Annotated in this window: 16 protein-coding genes; 10 read left to right on the forward strand and 6 right to left on the reverse strand. The window is 74.8% G+C overall.

Annotated elements, in window-relative coordinates; genetic code table 11:
* From AC1DT4_RS19240 to AC1DT4_RS19260, 5 genes are all read left to right on the forward strand, one after another.
* A partial coding sequence (locus tag AC1DT4_RS19240) for a M15 family metallopeptidase (protein WP_477091365.1) occupies positions 1 to 490 on the forward strand: 490 nt, incomplete at its 5' end.
* 65 nt (positions 491 to 555) lie between these two features.
* Positions 556 to 1,716 carry an AAA family ATPase gene (locus AC1DT4_RS19245; RefSeq protein ID WP_477091366.1) on the forward strand — a complete coding sequence of 387 codons (1,161 nt, stop codon included), beginning with the start codon at positions 556 to 558 and terminating at the stop codon, positions 1,714 to 1,716.
* Between the two features lie 68 nt (positions 1,717 to 1,784).
* On the forward strand, positions 1,785 to 2,222 hold the full coding sequence (locus AC1DT4_RS19250) for an OsmC family peroxiredoxin (protein WP_477091367.1): 438 nt from the start codon (positions 1,785 to 1,787) through the stop codon (positions 2,220 to 2,222).
* Between the two features lie 123 nt (positions 2,223 to 2,345).
* Positions 2,346 to 5,330, forward strand: coding sequence for an FAD-binding and (Fe-S)-binding domain-containing protein (locus tag AC1DT4_RS19255; RefSeq protein ID WP_477091368.1), 2,985 nt, complete (start codon positions 2,346 to 2,348; stop codon positions 5,328 to 5,330).
* 72 nt (positions 5,331 to 5,402) lie between these two features.
* Positions 5,403 to 5,645 (forward strand): hypothetical protein, encoded by a 243-nt coding sequence (locus AC1DT4_RS19260; RefSeq protein ID WP_477091369.1) that lies wholly within the window; start codon positions 5,403 to 5,405, stop codon positions 5,643 to 5,645.
* A gap of 7 nt (positions 5,646 to 5,652) precedes the next feature.
* Here the strand turns inward: AC1DT4_RS19260 and AC1DT4_RS19265 are convergent, their stop codons facing one another.
* A complete protein-coding gene (locus tag AC1DT4_RS19265; RefSeq protein ID WP_477091370.1) occupies positions 5,653 to 6,102 on the reverse strand; it encodes a DUF6174 domain-containing protein in 450 nt (149 codons plus the stop codon).
* 102 nt (positions 6,103 to 6,204) lie between these two features.
* Between AC1DT4_RS19265 and AC1DT4_RS19270 the strand changes: the two genes are divergently transcribed.
* Together AC1DT4_RS19270 and AC1DT4_RS19275 are read left to right on the forward strand one after the other, a co-directional pair.
* Complete coding sequence (locus AC1DT4_RS19270; RefSeq protein WP_477091371.1) at positions 6,205 to 6,501, forward strand: MTH1187 family thiamine-binding protein; 297 nt, start codon at positions 6,205 to 6,207, stop codon at positions 6,499 to 6,501.
* 185 nt (positions 6,502 to 6,686) lie between these two features.
* Positions 6,687 to 8,027, forward strand: a complete 1,341-nt coding sequence (locus AC1DT4_RS19275; protein ID WP_477091372.1) for a hypothetical protein — start codon at positions 6,687 to 6,689, stop codon at positions 8,025 to 8,027.
* Positions 8,028 to 8,037: 10 nt separating this feature from the next.
* Here AC1DT4_RS19275 and AC1DT4_RS19280 read toward each other — a convergent pair whose 3' ends face one another.
* Both AC1DT4_RS19280 and AC1DT4_RS19285 read right to left on the reverse strand, forming a co-directional pair.
* A complete protein-coding gene (locus AC1DT4_RS19280; protein ID WP_477091373.1) occupies positions 8,038 to 9,009 on the reverse strand; it encodes an alpha/beta hydrolase in 972 nt (323 codons plus the stop codon).
* The gene (locus AC1DT4_RS19285; RefSeq protein ID WP_477091374.1) at positions 9,006 to 9,965 is read right to left on the reverse strand and encodes a zinc-binding dehydrogenase; all 960 of its coding nucleotides are present in this window, start codon (positions 9,963 to 9,965) and stop codon (positions 9,006 to 9,008) included. The genes AC1DT4_RS19280 and AC1DT4_RS19285 overlap by 4 nt, the downstream gene beginning before the upstream one ends.
* Positions 9,966 to 10,055: 90 nt before the next feature.
* Here AC1DT4_RS19285 and AC1DT4_RS19290 point away from each other — a divergent pair, with 90 nt between their 5' ends.
* Together AC1DT4_RS19290 and AC1DT4_RS19295 are read left to right on the forward strand one after the other, a co-directional pair.
* Positions 10,056 to 10,694: a DUF5995 family protein gene (locus AC1DT4_RS19290; protein ID WP_477091380.1), complete on the forward strand. Its 639-nt coding sequence runs from the start codon at positions 10,056 to 10,058 to the stop codon at positions 10,692 to 10,694.
* 34 nt (positions 10,695 to 10,728) lie between these two features.
* A complete protein-coding gene (locus tag AC1DT4_RS19295) occupies positions 10,729 to 11,550 on the forward strand; it encodes a MerR family transcriptional regulator (protein WP_477091375.1) in 822 nt (273 codons plus the stop codon).
* 4 nt (positions 11,551 to 11,554) lie between these two features.
* On the opposite strand, the gene AC1DT4_RS19300 is transcribed toward AC1DT4_RS19295, so the two are convergent.
* Genes AC1DT4_RS19300 through AC1DT4_RS19310 form a run of 3 tightly spaced genes read right to left on the reverse strand, consistent with a single transcriptional unit; the run spans position 11,555 to position 14,889 of the window.
* Entirely contained in the window at positions 11,555 to 12,262 is a 708-nt protein-coding gene (locus tag AC1DT4_RS19300; RefSeq protein WP_477091376.1) for a maleylpyruvate isomerase N-terminal domain-containing protein, read from the reverse strand.
* Between the two features lie 23 nt (positions 12,263 to 12,285).
* On the reverse strand, positions 12,286 to 13,563 hold the full coding sequence (gene metX / locus AC1DT4_RS19305) for a homoserine O-acetyltransferase MetX (protein ID WP_477091377.1): 1,278 nt from the start codon (positions 13,561 to 13,563) through the stop codon (positions 12,286 to 12,288).
* A gap of 6 nt (positions 13,564 to 13,569) precedes the next feature.
* The gene (locus AC1DT4_RS19310) at positions 13,570 to 14,889 is read right to left on the reverse strand and encodes a bifunctional o-acetylhomoserine/o-acetylserine sulfhydrylase (RefSeq protein WP_477091378.1); all 1,320 of its coding nucleotides are present in this window, start codon (positions 14,887 to 14,889) and stop codon (positions 13,570 to 13,572) included.
* Between the two features lie 488 nt (positions 14,890 to 15,377).
* On the opposite strand from AC1DT4_RS19310, the gene AC1DT4_RS19315 reads away from it, so the two are divergent.
* A partial coding sequence (locus tag AC1DT4_RS19315; RefSeq protein WP_477091379.1) for a coiled-coil domain-containing protein occupies positions 15,378 to 16,211 on the forward strand: 834 nt, incomplete at its 3' end.

Below are 16,211 nucleotides of genomic sequence, written 5' to 3' on the forward strand. Positions count from 1 at the left end.
GGCCGCCGCCGACGCTGCCGCCGCCCAGGCCGCCGCGGAGGCCGCCGCAGCCGCGCAGGCCGCCCAGCGCGTCGCGTGGAAGCAGTCGCTCCTCGGGTACGCGAACGGCAAGATCCCCGACTCGGCCCTCTGCGGCGTCAGCTTCGACGCCTCGGTGCGGCTGCGCTGCGACGCCGCCGAGCAGCTCGAGATCCTCAACACCGCCTACAAGGCGCAGTTCGGCGCCGACCTCGAGGTGAACGACTCCTACCGGTCCTACGCAGGACAGGTCCTGTGCAAGCGCACCAAGGGCTACCTGTGCGCGACGCCCGGCACGTCCAACCACGGCAGCGGCATCGCGGTCGACCTCGGCGGCGGCATCGACACGTTCGGCACCGCCCAGCACAGGTGGATGGACGCCAACGCGCCCGGTCTGGAGTGGGTCCACCCCTCCTGGGCCGAGCGCGGTGGCAGCAAGCCCGAGGCGTGGCACTGGGAGTACGCGGGCTGACCTCGCTCCGATCTTCGCCCGCCAGGGCGAACCGGACATCGCGCCGCGGCCCTACGATCGGGCGCATGAGCACCTCGGCCGAGCCGGGGCGGACCTGGCCCCTGGTGGGCCGTGCCGCCGAGCTCGACGACCTCGACGACCTCCTGTCGACCGCGGCCGGGGGCGTCGGCGTGACGGTGCTCCTCGAGGGCGAGGCGGGCGTCGGCAAGACGAGCCTCGTCGACGCCATCCGCGGCTCCGCCCGGCTGCTGGACGTCGAGCTGCGCAGCGCGCGGGCGTCGGCGATGCGCGGCTGGCCGTTCGCTCTCCTCTCCGACGCACTGCTGCTGCACCCCGGCCGCAGCGCCGACCGGGGACAGGTCGAGGCCGAGCTGACCGACCTGCTCGAGGCGATGCACGCCGACCCTGCGCACTCGGTACCGCGGCACGCCCGGGCTGCCGAGCTGTTCGCGGCCCTGTTGCGGCGGCGGGGCGACTCCCGGCCGTGGGCCCTCGTGCTCGAGGACGTGCACGAGGCCGACGCCCCCTCGCTCGAGGTCCTGCTGCAGCTCGCGCACGAGGGGGCCGTGCCGCGCGCGCTCGTCGTGCTCACCATGCGGCCGGTGCCCTACCGGCCCGAGCTCGCGGCCGTCGTCGCCGCGTGGACGCGGGCGGGCGCGCGGTACCTCGAGCTGCGGCCCCTGAGCACGCGCGCCACGATCGAGCTGGCCGAGAGCCTCGTCGGGGGCCCCGTCGGTCCCTCCCTGCGCGGCACCCTGGCGACGACCGGCGGCAACCCTCGGCTCGTCGCCGACGTCGTGCGCACCGCGCGGTCGGCGGGCGCCCTCGTCTCCGTCGACGGCGTCCTCGACTGCGCGGGGGTCCGGTGGCTGACGCCCCTCGACGAGGTGGTCCGGCGGCGCGTCGAGTACCTGGGCTCCGACGTGCTCGCGCTGCTCGGTCAGGCGTCCGTGCTCGGCACGTCGTTCGTCATGGCGGACCTGGCGACGCTGTCCGGCGACCCCGTCGCCGACTGCTGGCGCACGCTGCGCCACGGCCTCGCCGCCGGGGTGGTCCGGGCGCGCGGTGACCGGCTGGTGTTCGGCCACGACCTGGTGCGCGGCGCCCTCTACAACGGGCTCGAGCCCGACCAGCGCCGTGCCCTGCACGCGCGCGCCGCGTGGGCGCTGCGGCAGGCCGGGGCGCCGTCGCAGATCGTCAGCGCGCACCTCGAGCGCGCGCGGTGAGCGGCGTCGCTGCCTAGCGTGGGGCTGCGGGCGGACGTCGCCCGCCACATCCACACCGAGGGAGCACCATGGCCACGCGCACCGCACGAACTGCCTGGAACGGGACGCTGCAGGAGGGGTCGGGCCAGGTCGAGCTCACCAGCTCCGGCGCCGGGACGTTCGACGTCTCGTTCCCCAAGCGGACCGCCGACGAGGCCGGCGGGACGACGAGCCCCGAGGAGCTCATCGCCGCCGCACACTCGTCGTGCTTCGCCATGCAGCTGTCGGGCGTCATCGCGGCGGCCGGCGGCACCCCCGTCGCCCTCGAGATCAGCGCCGACGTCACCCTGCGCCCCGACCCCGCCGGCGGCCTGCGCATCTCGGGCATCGCGCTGACCGTCCGCGGCGAGGTCGAGGGTCTCGACGCCGACGGCTTCCAGGCCGCCGCCGAGCAGGCCAAGGCCACGTGCCCGGTGAGCAAGGCGCTGACGGGCACGGACATCACGCTCACCGCCTCCCTGGCGTAACCCAGGAGCCGGCGCCGCTCCCCGCGCAACCTGGCGCTCACGTCCTCAGACGTCCGGTGGGGGGCGTGACCACGCCTCGGTGACGTGTGCGGGGGAGCGGGTCGCCGATGGGAGACTGCCCCCGTGGTGGCCGTGACCGAGACCGTGGCAGGGGACGTGAGCAGCGCCGACGTCGTGCGGGCGCTGCGCTCCGCGCTGCGCGGGGCGGTCGACGACAGCACGCGGCGACGGGCCGAGTACTCGACCGACGCGTCGAACTACCGGGTGGTCCCGCAGGTCGTGGCGTTCCCGCGGGACACCGACGACGTGCTCGCCGCGCTCGCGGTGACCCGGGAGCTCGGCGTCCCGCTGACCGCGCGCGGCGGCGGCACGTCGGTGGCCGGCAACGCGGTGGGCACGGGCGTGGTGCTCGACTTCTCGAGGCACGTCAACCGGATCCTCGACCTCGACCCGGCAGCCCGGACGGCGCGCATCGAGCCGGGCGTCGTCATGGCGAGCCTGCAGAAGGCCGCCGCCCCGCACGGGCTGCGGTTCGGCCCGGACCCCAGCACCCAGGCGCGCGCGACGCTCGGCGGGATGATCGGCAACAACGCCTGCGGCCCGCGCGCGGTGGCCTACGGGCGCACCGCCGACAACGTGCTCGCGCTCGAGGTCGTCGACGGGACCGGTCGCCGGTTCGAGGCCCGGTCGGGTGCGGGCGCGCTCGACGTCGTGCCGGGTCTCGACGCCCTCGTCCGCGGCAACCTCGACATCCTCCGGACCGAGCTGGGCCGCTTCGGCAGGCAGGTCTCCGGCTACTCGCTCGAGCACCTGCTGCCCGAGAAGGGCACCGACCTGGCCAAGGCGCTGGTCGGCACGGAGGGGACGGTCGGCACGCTCCTCGGCGCGACGGTCCGGCTGGTGCCGATCGCCGCGGCCCCCGTCCTCGTGGTGCTCGGCTACCCGGACATGCCGACGGCGGCCGACGCCGTCCCGGCGCTGCTCGCGCACGCCCCGCTGGCCATCGAGGGCATGGACTCGCGGCTGGTCGACGTGGTCCGCCGCGTCCGTGGTGCCGCCGCCGTCCCGCCCCTGCCGACCGGCGGCGGCTGGCTCATGGTGGAGGTCGGCGGGGACACGCTCGACGAGGCGCTCGACCGGGCGCGCGCGCTCGCGGCCGACGCGGGCACCAGCGCCGTCGGTCTCTTCCCGCCCGGGCCGGAGGCCGCCGCGATGTGGCGGATCCGCGAGGACGGCGCGGGCCTCGGAGGTCGGACGCCGTCGGGGGAGCAGGCGTGGCCGGGGTTCGAGGACTCCGCCGTTCCCCCGGCTCGGCTGGGCGCGTACCTGCGCGAGCTCGAGGCGCTCATGGCGTCGCACGGCGTCGACGGCCTGGCCTACGGGCACTTCGGCGACGGCTGCGTGCACCTGCGCCTCGACATCCCGCTCGAGCGCTCCGGCAACCCGTTGCGCGCGTTCATGACCGACGCCGCGGCCCTCGTCGCGACCCACGGCGGATCCCTGTCGGGCGAGCACGGCGACGGCCGCGCGCGCTCCGAGCTGCTCCCGGTCATGTACTCGTCGAAGGCCATCGACCTGTTCGGCGCCTTCAAGGACCTGCTCGACCCGCGCGACCTGCTCAACCCCGGCGTGCTCGTCCGGCCCCGCCCGCTCGACGCCGACCTGCGCCGGCCGTGGGCCCGCCCGCTGCTGGCCGACGGCCACGGGTTCTCGTTCGCGCACGACGCCGGTGACCTCACGACCGCCCTGCACCGCTGCGTCGGCGTCGGCAAGTGCCGGGCCGACAGCACCGCGACGGGCGGCTTCATGTGCCCGTCGTACCTGGCGACCAAGGACGAGAAGGACTCGACCCGCGGCCGTGCCCGCGTGCTGCAGGAGATGGCCAACGGCACGCTGGTCACCGGCGGCTGGGGCTCGCCCGAGGTGCACGACTCGCTCGACCTCTGCCTGTCCTGCAAGGCGTGCTCGTCGGACTGCCCCGCGGGCGTCGACATGGCTCAGTACAAGTCGGAGGTTCTGCACCGTACATACCGCGGGAAGGTCCGCCCGACCTCCCACTACGCCCTCGGCTGGCTGCCGCGCTGGGCGCGCCTGATCACCGGGATCCCCGGTCTCGCCGCGCTCACCAACACGGTCCTGGGCGTCCGGCCTGTCGCCAAGGTGGTCCTCGCCGGCGGCGGGATGGACACGCGCCGCCAGATGGTCACGTTCGCTCGCCAGCCGTTCCGCGCCTGGGTCCGCGGCGAGGGTCGGGACGCGGTGACCCTGACCGGCCGCGACGACGGCGACGTCCGCCCGAGCGAGCGGCCCGGCCACCAGTTCCTCGGGCGCGCCGGCAAGGGGACCGGGAGCACCGCGGGGAAGCGGCCCCGGGTCGTCCTCTGGACCGACTCGTTCTCGGACACCCTGTCGCCGTCCGTGGCGCAGGCGGCCGTCGCGGTGCTCACGGACGCCGGCTACGAGGTGCTGGTGCCGCAGGACAACGCGTGCTGCGGGCTCACCTGGATCAGCACCGGCCAGCTCGACGGCGCGAAGAAGCAGCTGACGCACCTGCTCGGCGTGCTCGGGCCGTTCGCGGTCAACGGCATCCCGATCGTCGGGCTGGAGCCGTCCTGCACGGCGGTGCTCCGCTCCGACCTCCTGGACCTGCTCCCCGACGACGCCCGCGCGGTCGCGGTGGCGCGCGAGACCCGCACGCTCGCGGAGCTGCTCACGGCGCCGGCGCCGATCGGCCCCGGGGACCGCTGGCAGGCCCCCGACCTGTCGGACGTCACGGCCGTCGTGCAGCCGCACTGCCACCACCACTCGGTGATGACGTGGACCGCGGACCGGCGCCTGCTCACCGAGGCGGGCGCGCAGTTCTCGGCGCTCGCCGGCTGCTGCGGGCTGGCGGGGAACTTCGGCATGGAGAAGGGGCACTACGACGTCTCGGTCGCCGTCGCCGAGAACGCGCTGCTCCCGGCCCTGCGCGACGCCGCCCCCGGCGACGTCTTCCTGGCCGACGGGTTCTCCTGCCGGACCCAGGCCGACCAGCTCGCGGGCGTCCAGGGGATCCACCTGGCCGAGCTGCTCGCGGCGCACCTGCCGGTCCGGGCTCCGACGGTCTGAGGCGGGCCGACGGCGACCTGCGGCAGACCGTTCTCGGCGCGACGGGCCCTCGGCGGAGGTAGCGTCCCCGCCATGGCCGGTCGGACGCGAGGTAGCGCATGGTGGCTCGTCGCCGCCGTCCTCGTGCCCGCGGTCGTCGTCCTGTGCGCCTTCGGACTCACGACGGGCTCCTGCTCGGACGCGGCACCGGGCACGGGCCTCGAGAGCTCGTGCACCACCGGACCGATGGTCGGGCTCGCGGGCGCCTGGATCCTGTCCGCCGGGGCGGCCGTGTTCGCTGTCTGCGCGCTCCTCCGCCTGCGGGGCTCGCGGTAGCCGCGCGTCACGAGGTCGGTGTGTAGCCCACCACCCCGTAGCAGGACTCGTCGTCCGTGGAGCGGGCGTCGGGGTCGAACAGGACCCAGGTCGGCACTCCGGTCACCGCGTCGTACGTGACGTCCTTCGCCCCTGTCCCCGCCGCCTCGATCCGGTCGAGCAGCTCGTCGATCGTCGGCGTGATCGTCGCCAGGTCCGGCGTGGCCTCGACCGCCATCACGCCGGTCGCGTCCGTGCCGACGATCTGCGCGATCTCGCCGTCGACGACGGTGACGGTGAACCGGCCGATCCCGTTGCGCTCACCGCAGGAGGACGTCAGCCCGTAGGTGTAGTCGTCCGACGCGTGCGCAGCCCACCCGGGCGACGGCCGGGGAGTCGGCGGCGGTCCCGACGGTCCCGTGCACGCGGTGGCGACGAGCGCACACAGCACTGCCGCGCCCAGCAGGCGTCGGACCATGCGCCACCTCCGCTCGACGTCGAGGACGCCGACGGTACGGCGCGGCGAGGCGCCGCGGGGCCGGAATGGACACGTCGGCCTGCGCGCACCAGGCTGGGCCGCATGCTCGTCGCCTTCTCCGTCGCCCCGCTCGGTGCGGGCGAGTCCGTGACCGCCGCCGTCGCCGATGCCGTGCGCATCGTCCGCGAGTCCGGGCTGCCCAACCGCACGGACTCCATGTTCACCACGCTCGAGGGCGAGTGGGACGAGGTGATGGACGTGGTCAAGCGGGCCACCGAGGCGGTCGGGCGGCACGGCAACCGCGTCAGCCTCGTGCTCAAGGCCGACATCCGGCCCGGGCACGACGGGGAGCTCACGGGCAAGGTCGAGCGGGTCGAGGCGGCGCTCACGAACGAGTGACGAACCCGACCGATCCGGCGTTCCGGGCGGTCGGGATTCGGACCATCCGGGTGATGTGACCGATCTCCTGCGGGCACGTCGGGCGGACGGGCTGACGGGCTCTGCGCGCTGTGGGACAGTGTGGTCGCGAGCGCGCCGGCCGGGGCGCGCGGGGCGCACGACGGGACCGCGGAAGGCCAGGACAGATGCCGATCTTCGAGCTCGACGAGGGCCGACCACGCCTCGTCCAGCCGATGCAGCCGCTGACCGGATCGTTCGCGCAGGAGTGCGCGTCACTGCTCACCCACCACCTCGCCGCCATCGCGGGCGAACCCCTCTTCGCGGTCCGCTCCCGCACCGGTGCGCCGGACCACGCGGACCTGCCCGAGCTGCTCGCGCTGGACGCGACCGGCCGCTCGGTGGTCATCGACGTGGTCCAGGTGGTCGACGACGACGCGGTCATCGCGGCCCTGCGGCACGCCGGCGCGGCGTCCCGCATGACGACGACCGACCTGGCGCGGGCGTACCACCCGGACCCCAGCCGCTTCGCGGTCGACTTCGCAGCGTTCCGCGAGCAGGCGGCGTTCGGCACCCAGACCAACCGGCGCGAGGGTGTCCGGCTCGTGCTCCTGTGCTCCGAGGTGGCGGCCGAGGCCGGTGACACCCTGGGCTTCCTGCGCGGACCCGGGCGGCACGTCGACGTGCTGCAGGTCGGCGTCGTGCGCGGCGTCGACGACCGTCGCCTGCTGGACGTCTCCCCGTTGGCCACGCACGAGGGCGCGCGCCGGTCCGTGGAGCCGACCGCCCTGCGGCTGGTCCGCTCGAGCGAGGGCTTCGCGACCAGCACGACCCCGAGCGCGCCCTACGAGCCCCGCGTCACCCTCGGCACTCCCGCCCGCAAGCCGGCGTCGGGCGAGCTCCGCGCGGTCACTCCGCCGCCCGCGACGCCCGACCCGCCGGCCCCGACGCCGCTGCGCGCGCCCGAGCCCGTGGACGGGGACAAGCCGCAGAGCACGTCGAGCATCCACGAGGCGCCGACCACCCTGACCCCGGTGGTCGGCCTGCGGTTCGGCGCCGACCAGGTGGTGCCGCGGACCCCGCCGCGCGACCCCGACGCGGTCACCGACCCCCGCCCCTTCGTCCCGCCCTCGGCGCCGCTGCCGGTCTCGTCCAGCTTCCCGACGCCCCCGGCGGCCATGCCCGCGGTGCCGCCCGCGCCTCCGCAGACCACCGAGGCGATCGCCCCGATCCCTCCGGAGCGCCCCGACGGCGACCTGGCGGCCCTGCCCGAGCTGGCGACGCTCGCGAAGAGCCGCCGGGCGATCACGACGCTGGTGTGGGTCCGCGCGCGCCGCGGGCAGCGGCTGGTCGCGATGCTGCGCACCGACGGCCTGCTCGAGCTCCCGTCGGGCGAGCTGTTCGCCGACCCGGACGACGCGGCGTCGGCCGCCGTGGCCGCGGAGAACCCGGTCGACGGCTGGCGCGCCTGGCGGCTGGGCGAGGGCGGCCCGACGCTGGCCGAGGCCACGGGCGTCCTGCGGCCCTGAGCTCGGCGGGTCAGCCCCAGCCGTAGGCGGCGGCCCAGCGGTCGATCTCCGCATAGAACCGGGCTCTCACCGGCGGCGGCGACAAGGTGAGGTCGTGCAGGCCCCCGTGGATCCTCACGACCGTGACGTGCGTGCCCAGCTGCACGGCCCGGCGCGCCAGGAGCTCGACGTCGAGCACCACGTCGGCGTGCCGCATGTCCTCGCTCCACCGGGGGCTGATGACGGTCCGGCTGGAGGCGCACATGAGGATCGGCTGCTCGACGGACAGCCCGCGGGCCACGCGCCCGTGCCCGGCCATGATCGCCTGCAGCCAGCCGGCCCGGACGGGGAACGACGGCGTCGGCCGCCACCGGGTGTCGTAGGTCCACTCGCCGCCGCTCGCGCTGCTCAGGGTGCGCGAGTAGTAGCCGGGGTCGATGTTGGGCAGCGGTGCCTTGGGCTGGAACCGGGCGATGCGCGCGACCGCCGGGGCGCTGATGTGCCGCAGCACGGACGACCCCTGCAGCTCGAGCCAGGGGCTGTTCAGCACGAGCCCGCTGAGCTCGCCGGGGTGGCGGTTGGCCCACAGCGCGGCGACCAGCCCGCCGGTCGAGTGGCCCATCACCATGACGCGGGCGCGCAGGCCCAGGTCGCCGCGGACGACGTCGAGCGAGGCCTCGATCTCCTCGTCGTACACCTCGAGGTCGTCGGTGTAGCCGGGGGTCTGCCCGGGGCGCAGGCTGCGACCGTACTTGCGCAGGTCGAGGGCGTAGAACGCCGCTCCGCGGGCGTGCCAGTACTCCGCAAGCCCGGTCTGGAAGAAGTAGTCCGACCAGCCGTGGACGTAGAGGATCGCGCGGGACGGGCGCAGGGGCTCGGGCGACGGCGGGGCGTAGCGGACCAGGCTCGCGACCACGTCGCCCTCGTCGTCGGGCCGCAGCGCGAGCGTCAGGACGCGGTAGTCGGGCCCGAGGACGTCCTCCACCCACTCGTCGCCGGTCAAGGCTCGAGCACGATCTTGCCGAACTGGTCCCCGCCCGCCAGGCGTCGCACGGCGTCGCGGGCGTCGGCGAGGGCGAACGTCGAGTCGACCAGCGGGCGCACGCCCGTGCGCGCCAGGAACGCCAGCAGGTGCTGCAGGTCGTCGCGCGTGCCCATCGTCGTACCCACCACGCTGATCTCCTGGAAGAAGATCCGCGTGAGCTCGGCCGGCTCGGCGTCGCCGCTGGTGGCTCCCGCGACGACGATCGTCCCGCCGGGCCGCACCGAGCGGACGGAGTGCGACCACGTGGCCTTCCCGACGCTCTCGAGCACGACGTCGACGCGGGGCACGCGTGCACCGGTCTCGACGGCCGCGGCGGCCCCGAGCGACAGGGCCTGCGCACGCCGTTCCGGCGAGCGGCTGGTGACGACGACCTCGAGCCCGGCGGCCGAACCGAGCAGGATCGCCGCCGTGGCCAGCCCGCCGCCCGCGCCCTGCACGAGCACGCGCTGACCGGGCGTCGCGCCGCCCGACCGGAAGAGCATCCGGTAGGCGGTCAGCCAGGCGGTCGGCAGGCACGCCGCCTCGACGAACGACAACGACTCCGGCTTGTCGACCAGGTTCCACGTGGGCACCGCCACCTGCTCGGCCAGCGTGCCGGGGTAGCGCTCCGAGAGCAGGCTGCGCGGCTCGTCGGGACCCACGCCGTGCCCGGACGGCCCGCCGACGACGCCGTGCACGACGACCTCACGCCCGTCCGGCGTGATGCCGGCGGCATCGGTGCCCAGGATCATGGGCAGCTGCTCGGCGCGGATGCCGACCCCGCGCAGCGTCCAGACGTCGTGGTGGTTGAGCGCGGCGGCGCGGACGTCGACCACCGACCAGTTGTCGCGCGCCTCCGGCGCCGGCCGTTCGCCGACCTCGAGACCGCTCGCGGGGTCGTCGGGCGAGAACCGGGCGGCGTAGGCGGCGATCACGGGCCCAACGTATCCGTCGGGCGCGAGTGATGTGATGCTGAGGGCCGTGGGCAGCGCAGCCGTCGAGAACGTCGTCGCCGAGATGGATCGCTGCGCGCGGGCTGGCCCCCGCACGACGGCCTCGGGGTCTTCCTCGACGTGTACCGGCAGGTCACGGCCCTCGTCGCGACGAGGATCACCGACCGCACGTTCGCCGACGACGACTTCGTCGAGGACCTCGACGTGCGCTTCGCGGGGCTGTTCCTCGACGTGCCCCGGGATGTCGCGGCGCAGCGGCGGGTGTCGAGGGCGTGGCAGCCGCTGGTCGAGCGCCGGACGACGCGGGGCGTCCTGCCGATCCAGTTCGCGCTCGCCGGCATGAACGCGCACATCAACCACGACCTCGCGCTCGCCGTCGTCGACACCTGCCGGGCGCGTCGCACCACGCCGGAGTCGGGCTCGGTGCACGCCGACTTCGAGAAGGTGAACGCGGTCCTGGCGCAGGTGGTCCGGCCGATCCGCCGGTCGTTCCTCGACGACGAGGTCGTCCGGCTCGGCGCCGGCGCGTCGCCCCTCGCGGACCTGGTCTCGAACTTCTCGATCGACAAGGCGCGCGACGCCGCGTGGGTCTCGGCGCTGACGCTGTGGCACCTGAGGGACGTCCCGTTCCTCGCCTCCGCGGCGCGGGACACGCTCGCGCGGACGGTCGGCCTGGTGAGCCGCCAGCTGCTCACCGTGGTCGAGGTTTGAGGTTCCCCCGCGGGAAGGTCCTAGGTTCACGGACATGGACGACGGCCTGCTCACGGTCGGTCAGCTGGCCCGGCGGGCCGGGCTGACCGCCAAGGCGCTGCGGCACTACGACCGGATCGGGCTGCTCGCGCCCGCCACGGTGGACGCGGCCACCGGGTACCGGCTGTACGGCGCCGACCAGGTCGACGCCGCGCGCCTGGTGCAGGTGCTCCGCTCGGTCGACGTGCCGCTGGAGCAGGTCCGCGCCTGCCTGGCCGACGAGTCCGTCGTGCCGCAGGTGCTGGCCGCGCACCGGCGTCGGCTGCAGGCCCGCCTGGACCGGGTCCGGGGCGAGATCCACCGGACCGACCACCTTCTCGAGGACGGAGCACCCATGACCGCGCAGGACACCACCCCGGCCACCACGCAGGACGAGCGCCAGCTCGCCGTCGACCTGTTCAACGGGGTCTGGCGGCTGCTGGAGAACGAGTACCGCACGGCCGACGACGACGACCGGATGATCCACATGGCGCACGCGTCGCGGTACCACTGGGGGCAGGTGGGGGCGCCGGTGAACCGGAGCCGCGGCGAGTGGCAGGTCTCGCGGGTGTACTCCGTCCTGGGCCGCGCCGAACCCGCACTGCACCACGCGCGCCGCGGGCTCGAGATCTGCCGGGAGCACGGCATCGGCGACTGGGACCTGGCGTACGCGTACGAGTCCCTGGCCCGCGCCCACGCCGTCGCCGGCGACGCCGAGCAGGCCCGGTCCTGGACCGAGCAGGCGCTGGCCGCCGCCGACGAGATCGCCGAGGACGACGACCGCGAGCTGCTGCTGTCCGACCTCGAGTCCGTCCCGGGTCAGCCGCGGTTCTGGTGAGCCGTCACAGCAGCGGCAGCATCCGGCCGAGGTCCGGGACCGCGTCGGACGTGTAGCGCGGGTGCAGCGCCACAGCCAGCACGTCGACGTCGTACGGCTGCCGGCCCGCAGCCAGGCGCATCCACGTGCGGGCGTCGGCGACCTCGAGGCTCCAGCCGCCGCGTGCGACGACGATCTCCAGCAGCGCGTCCGCGACGAGCTGCAGAGCGCCCGGGTCGACCGGGTCCGTCGCGGTCGGCACCGAGCGGGCGAGGTCGTCGGCGTGCACCACGAGCTCGAGCACCCGCGACACCGCCATGGTGCTGAGCAGGACCGGCCCGCGGCGCGCCTGCACCACCCGGTCGTCAGGCCCCAGCTCGTCGAGCCGGTCGAGCGCCGCCCGCGCCCGCGCGTCGACCTCGGCGAGCGGGTCGTGCGCGATGTCGACGGCCAGGTTCCGGGTGGTCTCCGCGATGTCCGCGGCGCGCCCCGCGTACGTGCCGACGTACTCGCCGAGCGACAGCGGCACCGTGCCGTCGGGCAGCGGCACGCACACGGCCAGCGCCTCCATGGCACGGCCCAGGTGCGCGACCAGCTCCGCCACGGTCCAGCCGTCGAGCACCGAGGGGTCGTCCGCGACGTCGTCGTCGACCACGGCCTCGACCCACCCGCGCAGCAGGTCCCACTGCGTGTGCAGGGCGGTGCGGGCGTCGGCGAGGTCTCCGGAGGGCATGGCGCCCATCGTGCCGTACGGGGCTACCGCCGGGCGCTCTGCTCCAGGAACTCGCGGACGTAGGCGCCCACCAGGTCCTCCTCGATGAGGAAGCCGTCGTGGCCGTAGTCCGAGTGGATCGTGTGCAGCGCGGCGCCCGGGATCCCGGCGGCGATGCGCTCGGACTGCGCGGGCGGGAACAGCCGGTCCGAGTCGACCGCCACCACGAGCGCGCGGGCGGTGATCGACCCGAGGGCCTCCGCGACGCCGCCGCGGTCGCGGCCGAGGTCGTGCGTGATCATCGTGCGCGTCAGGATCACGTAGGTGTTGGCGTCGAACCGGCGGGCGAGCTTGTCGCCGTGGTGGTCGAGGTAGGACTGCACCGCGAACCGGCCGCCCTCCAGCGGCTCCTCGCCGCCCTGCGGGATGCGGCCGAACCGCGTGTCGAGCTCGAGCGGGCTGCGGTACGTCTGGTGCGCGATCTGCCGGGCCAGGCCGAGGCCGACGTGCGGTCCCTCGCCGTCGGGGGCGTCGTAGTAGTCGCCGTCCCGGTAGTGCGGGTCCGCGCGCACCGCGGCCAGCTGGGTGTGGAAGCCGGCGATCTGGTCGCCCGACGTCTGCGCAGCGGTCGCGATGGCGGCGATGGCCTCGACCCGCTCCGGCGCGCTCGCGGCCCACTCGAGCACCCGCAGCCCGCCCAGCGACGCGCCGATCACCAGGGACCACGAGTCGATGCCCAGCAGGTCGGCGAGCCGGATCTCCGCGGCGACCTGGTCGCGGACGGTCAGCAGCGGGAACCGGCCGCCCCAGGCACGGCCGTCGGGGCTGGGGGACGACGGGCCCGTCGAGCCCTGGCAGCCGCCGAGGACGTTGGGTGCGACGACGAACCAGCGGTCGGTGTCGATCGGCGCGCCCGGCCCCACCATCGACTGCCACCAGCCCGCGGTCGGGTGCCCCTCGCCGGCGTCGCCGGTGACGTGCGAGTCGCCGGTCAGCGCGTGCAGGACGAGGACCGCGTTGGAGCCGTCCTCGTTGAGCTCGCCCCACGTCTCGTAGGCGAGCCGCACCGCCGGCAGCCGCCCGCCCGACTCGAGCTTCAGCGGCCCGAGGTCGGCGAACTGCCGCCGGCCCACGGGGTCGCCGTCGCGCCACGCGGCGCTCGCCGGCACCGGCGGGCGACCGGTCTCGGGCGCGCGGGTGGCCAGCGTGCGCGGGCGGGCGGGAGAGAGCTGGAGGTCGGGCACGTACTTCCCTTCGGGGCGCGCCGCCGGACCGTCGGCGCGCGTGCTGCGATCCGACGGTCCCGGCGGCGTCGTACTCATGCGCGGTCAGGCACCCTTCGCGGCGCGGAAACCGGCGTCCAGGTCGGCCAGGATGTCATCGATGTGCTCGATGCCCACCGCCAGGCGGACCAGGCCGGGCGTGACGCCGGACAGCGCCTGCTCCTCGGGGGTCAGCTGGCTGTGGGTGGTCGACGCCGGGTGGATGACCAGCGAGCGGACGTCGCCGATGTTCGCGACGTTCGAGTGCAGCTCGAGCGCGGAGACGAACGCCTGACCGGCCTCGGTGCCGCCGTCGAGCTCGAACGCGAGCACCGCCCCCGCGCCGCGCGGCGCGTACTTCAGCTGGGCGGCGTGCCACGGGCTCGACTCCAGGCCGGCGTAGTGCACCCGCAGCACGTCGTCGCGGGCCTCCAGCCACGCGGCGACCTTGGCCGCGTTCTCGACGTGCCGCTCGACCCGCAGCGACAGCGTCTCGATGCCCTGCGCGATGAGGAACGCGTTGAACGGGGAGATCGCCGGGCCGATGTCCCGCAGTAGCTGCACGCGCGCCTTGAGGATGAAGGACAGGTTGACGCCGAAGATCCCGCCGACGCCGAGGTCCCGCGCGAACACCAGCCCGTTGTACGACGGGTCGGGGGTGTTGTAGTTGGGGAACCGCTCCGGGTGCTGCGCGAAGTCGAACGTGCCGCCGTCGACGATCACGCCGCCGATGGCCGAGCCGTGGCCGCCCAGGTACTTCGTCGCCGAGTGCACCACGATGTCCGCGCCCCACTGCAGCGGGTTGATCAGGTACGGCGTGGCCACCGTGTTGTCGACGATGAGGGGGACGCCTGACTCGTGCGCGACGCCGGCGACGAGCTCGATGTCGAGGATGTCGGACTTCGGGTTGGGGATCGTCTCCGCGAAGAACAGCTTGGTGTTCGGCCGGACCGCGTCCTTCCACGACTGCGCGTCGTGCGGGTCGGTGACGAACGTGGTCTCGATGCCCAGCTTGGGCAGCGTGTAGTGCAGCAGGTTGTACGTGCCGCCGTAGAGCGACGGGCTGGCGACGATGTGGTCGCCCGCCTCCGCGATGTTGAGGATCGACAGCGTCTCGGCGGCCTGGCCGGACGCGACGAGCAGGGCGCCGACGCCGCCCTCGAGGCTGGCGATGCGGTTCTCGACGACCTCCTGCGTGGGGTTGCCGATGCGCGTGTAGATCGGGCCAAGCTCGGCGAGCGCGAAGCGCTTGGCGGCCGTGGCGGCGTCCGGGAAGACGAACGACGTCGTCTGGTAGATCGGCAGCGCGCGGGCGCCGGTGGTGGGGTCGGGCTCCTGGCCGGCGTGGATCTGGCGGGTCTCGAAGCTCCAGCTCTCGTTGCTCATGGTCGTGCTCCTCAGCGGTCTGGACGGGGGTCAGGATCCGCGGGGCGTCTCGGGCAGCCGACGACCGTCCCGCGGAAGGGGGGCGAGGGCGCACGGGTCGAGCCATGGCTCGGGCGGGTCACAGGGCCGTCAGGACTGGACGGCGACCTGCCCGCGGGCACAGCCGAGCGTGCGCTGGGTCAGCGACACATTCGGCGGGACATGTGCTGAGAGTAGGTCGACCCGTCCGGCCGGCGATACGACTGTCTCGTCATGTGGGATCACGGTCTTTCCGCTCGTCGGGCGCAAGCCTCGACTCCGGGACCTGCCGTGCCGATGTATCGGCGAACGGGTGATTCGACGCCCAACGTGTCGGGTTCGTCCCAAAGCACACGCGTGTGACTCGTGGGACTGGTGTGACAGATGTTCTCTTCTGAGGTTTCCGCAGGTAGCGTCCTTCGAGGACGGCCGCCGGAGGCCGTGCATCGACGTCGGGGAGGACGTTCACAGTGAGCTGGAGCGGGACCAAGCGCAGGGCCTCTCGGGGCCTGGTTGCCGGCGCGCTCGTCGCCACCCTGCTCGCCGCCGGTGCGTCGAGCGCCCTGGCTGACCCCACGCCCCCCTCGCAGCAGGACGTCGACCAGGCCAAGGGTGCGGTCAAGAGCGCCGAGCGCTCGGTCGCCTCGATGGAGGTCCGGCTCGCGCAGCTGAGCGCCCAGACCGACGCCGCGGACCTCAAGGTGGCGCAGGCGGGCGAGGCCTACACGCAGGCGCTGTCCGACGCCGACGCCGCCCAGCAGGCCTGGGACGACTCGGTCGCCCGCTCGAAGGCCGCCGACGCCTCTGCCGAGGACGCCCGCCGCCAGCTCGTCGCCATCGCCCGCGAGGTCGCCCGCTCCGGCGGCTCCAACGACCTCCTGCAGGCCCTGCTGTCGGCCGACGGGTTCCAGGACGTCGCCCGCCGCTCCACCGCCCTCGACCGCATCAGCGGCAAGGCCGACCAGGCTGTCCAGCAGTACCGCGCCACGCAGCTCGTCGCGACCACGCTCGCGGCCCGCGCCGCCGACGACGCCGCCGAGGCCAAGGCCGCCAAGGCCGCGTCCGCCGACGCCCTCGCCGCGGCCGAGCAGGCGCAGTCCGACGCCGTCACCGCGCAGGCCGCCGCCGCCGCCGAGCGCGACTCCCTCATCGAGTCGCTCGCCGCGGCCCGCCAGACCAGCGCCGCCGTCGAGCGCGAGCGTCAGGACTTCCTCGACCAGCAGCGCCGGGAACGCGAGGAGGCCGCCGCCCGGGCCGTCGCCCTGCGCCCGCCGCCGGCCGCCGTCGTCACTCCTCCCGCCGTC

This window comes from Cellulomonas sp. P4_D11 (assembly GCF_056401915.1).

Coding starts and splice junctions, on each gene's coding strand:
- AC1DT4_RS19245 (WP_477091366.1), top strand. CDS start 556: ATGAGCACCTCGGCCGAGCCGGGGCGGACCTGGCCCCTGGTGGGCCGT.
- AC1DT4_RS19250 (WP_477091367.1), top strand. CDS start 1,785: ATGGCCACGCGCACCGCACGAACTGCCTGGAACGGGACGCTGCAGGAG.
- AC1DT4_RS19260 (WP_477091369.1), top strand. CDS start 5,403: ATGGCCGGTCGGACGCGAGGTAGCGCATGGTGGCTCGTCGCCGCCGTC.
- AC1DT4_RS19265 (WP_477091370.1), bottom strand. CDS start 6,102: ATGGTCCGACGCCTGCTGGGCGCGGCAGTGCTGTGTGCGCTCGTCGCC.
- AC1DT4_RS19270 (WP_477091371.1), top strand. CDS start 6,205: ATGCTCGTCGCCTTCTCCGTCGCCCCGCTCGGTGCGGGCGAGTCCGTG.
- AC1DT4_RS19275 (WP_477091372.1), top strand. CDS start 6,687: ATGCCGATCTTCGAGCTCGACGAGGGCCGACCACGCCTCGTCCAGCCG.
- AC1DT4_RS19295 (WP_477091375.1), top strand. CDS start 10,729: ATGGACGACGGCCTGCTCACGGTCGGTCAGCTGGCCCGGCGGGCCGGG.
- AC1DT4_RS19300 (WP_477091376.1), bottom strand. CDS start 12,262: ATGCCCTCCGGAGACCTCGCCGACGCCCGCACCGCCCTGCACACGCAG.
- metX (WP_477091377.1), bottom strand. CDS start 13,563: ATGAGTACGACGCCGCCGGGACCGTCGGATCGCAGCACGCGCGCCGAC.
- AC1DT4_RS19310 (WP_477091378.1), bottom strand. CDS start 14,889: ATGAGCAACGAGAGCTGGAGCTTCGAGACCCGCCAGATCCACGCCGGC.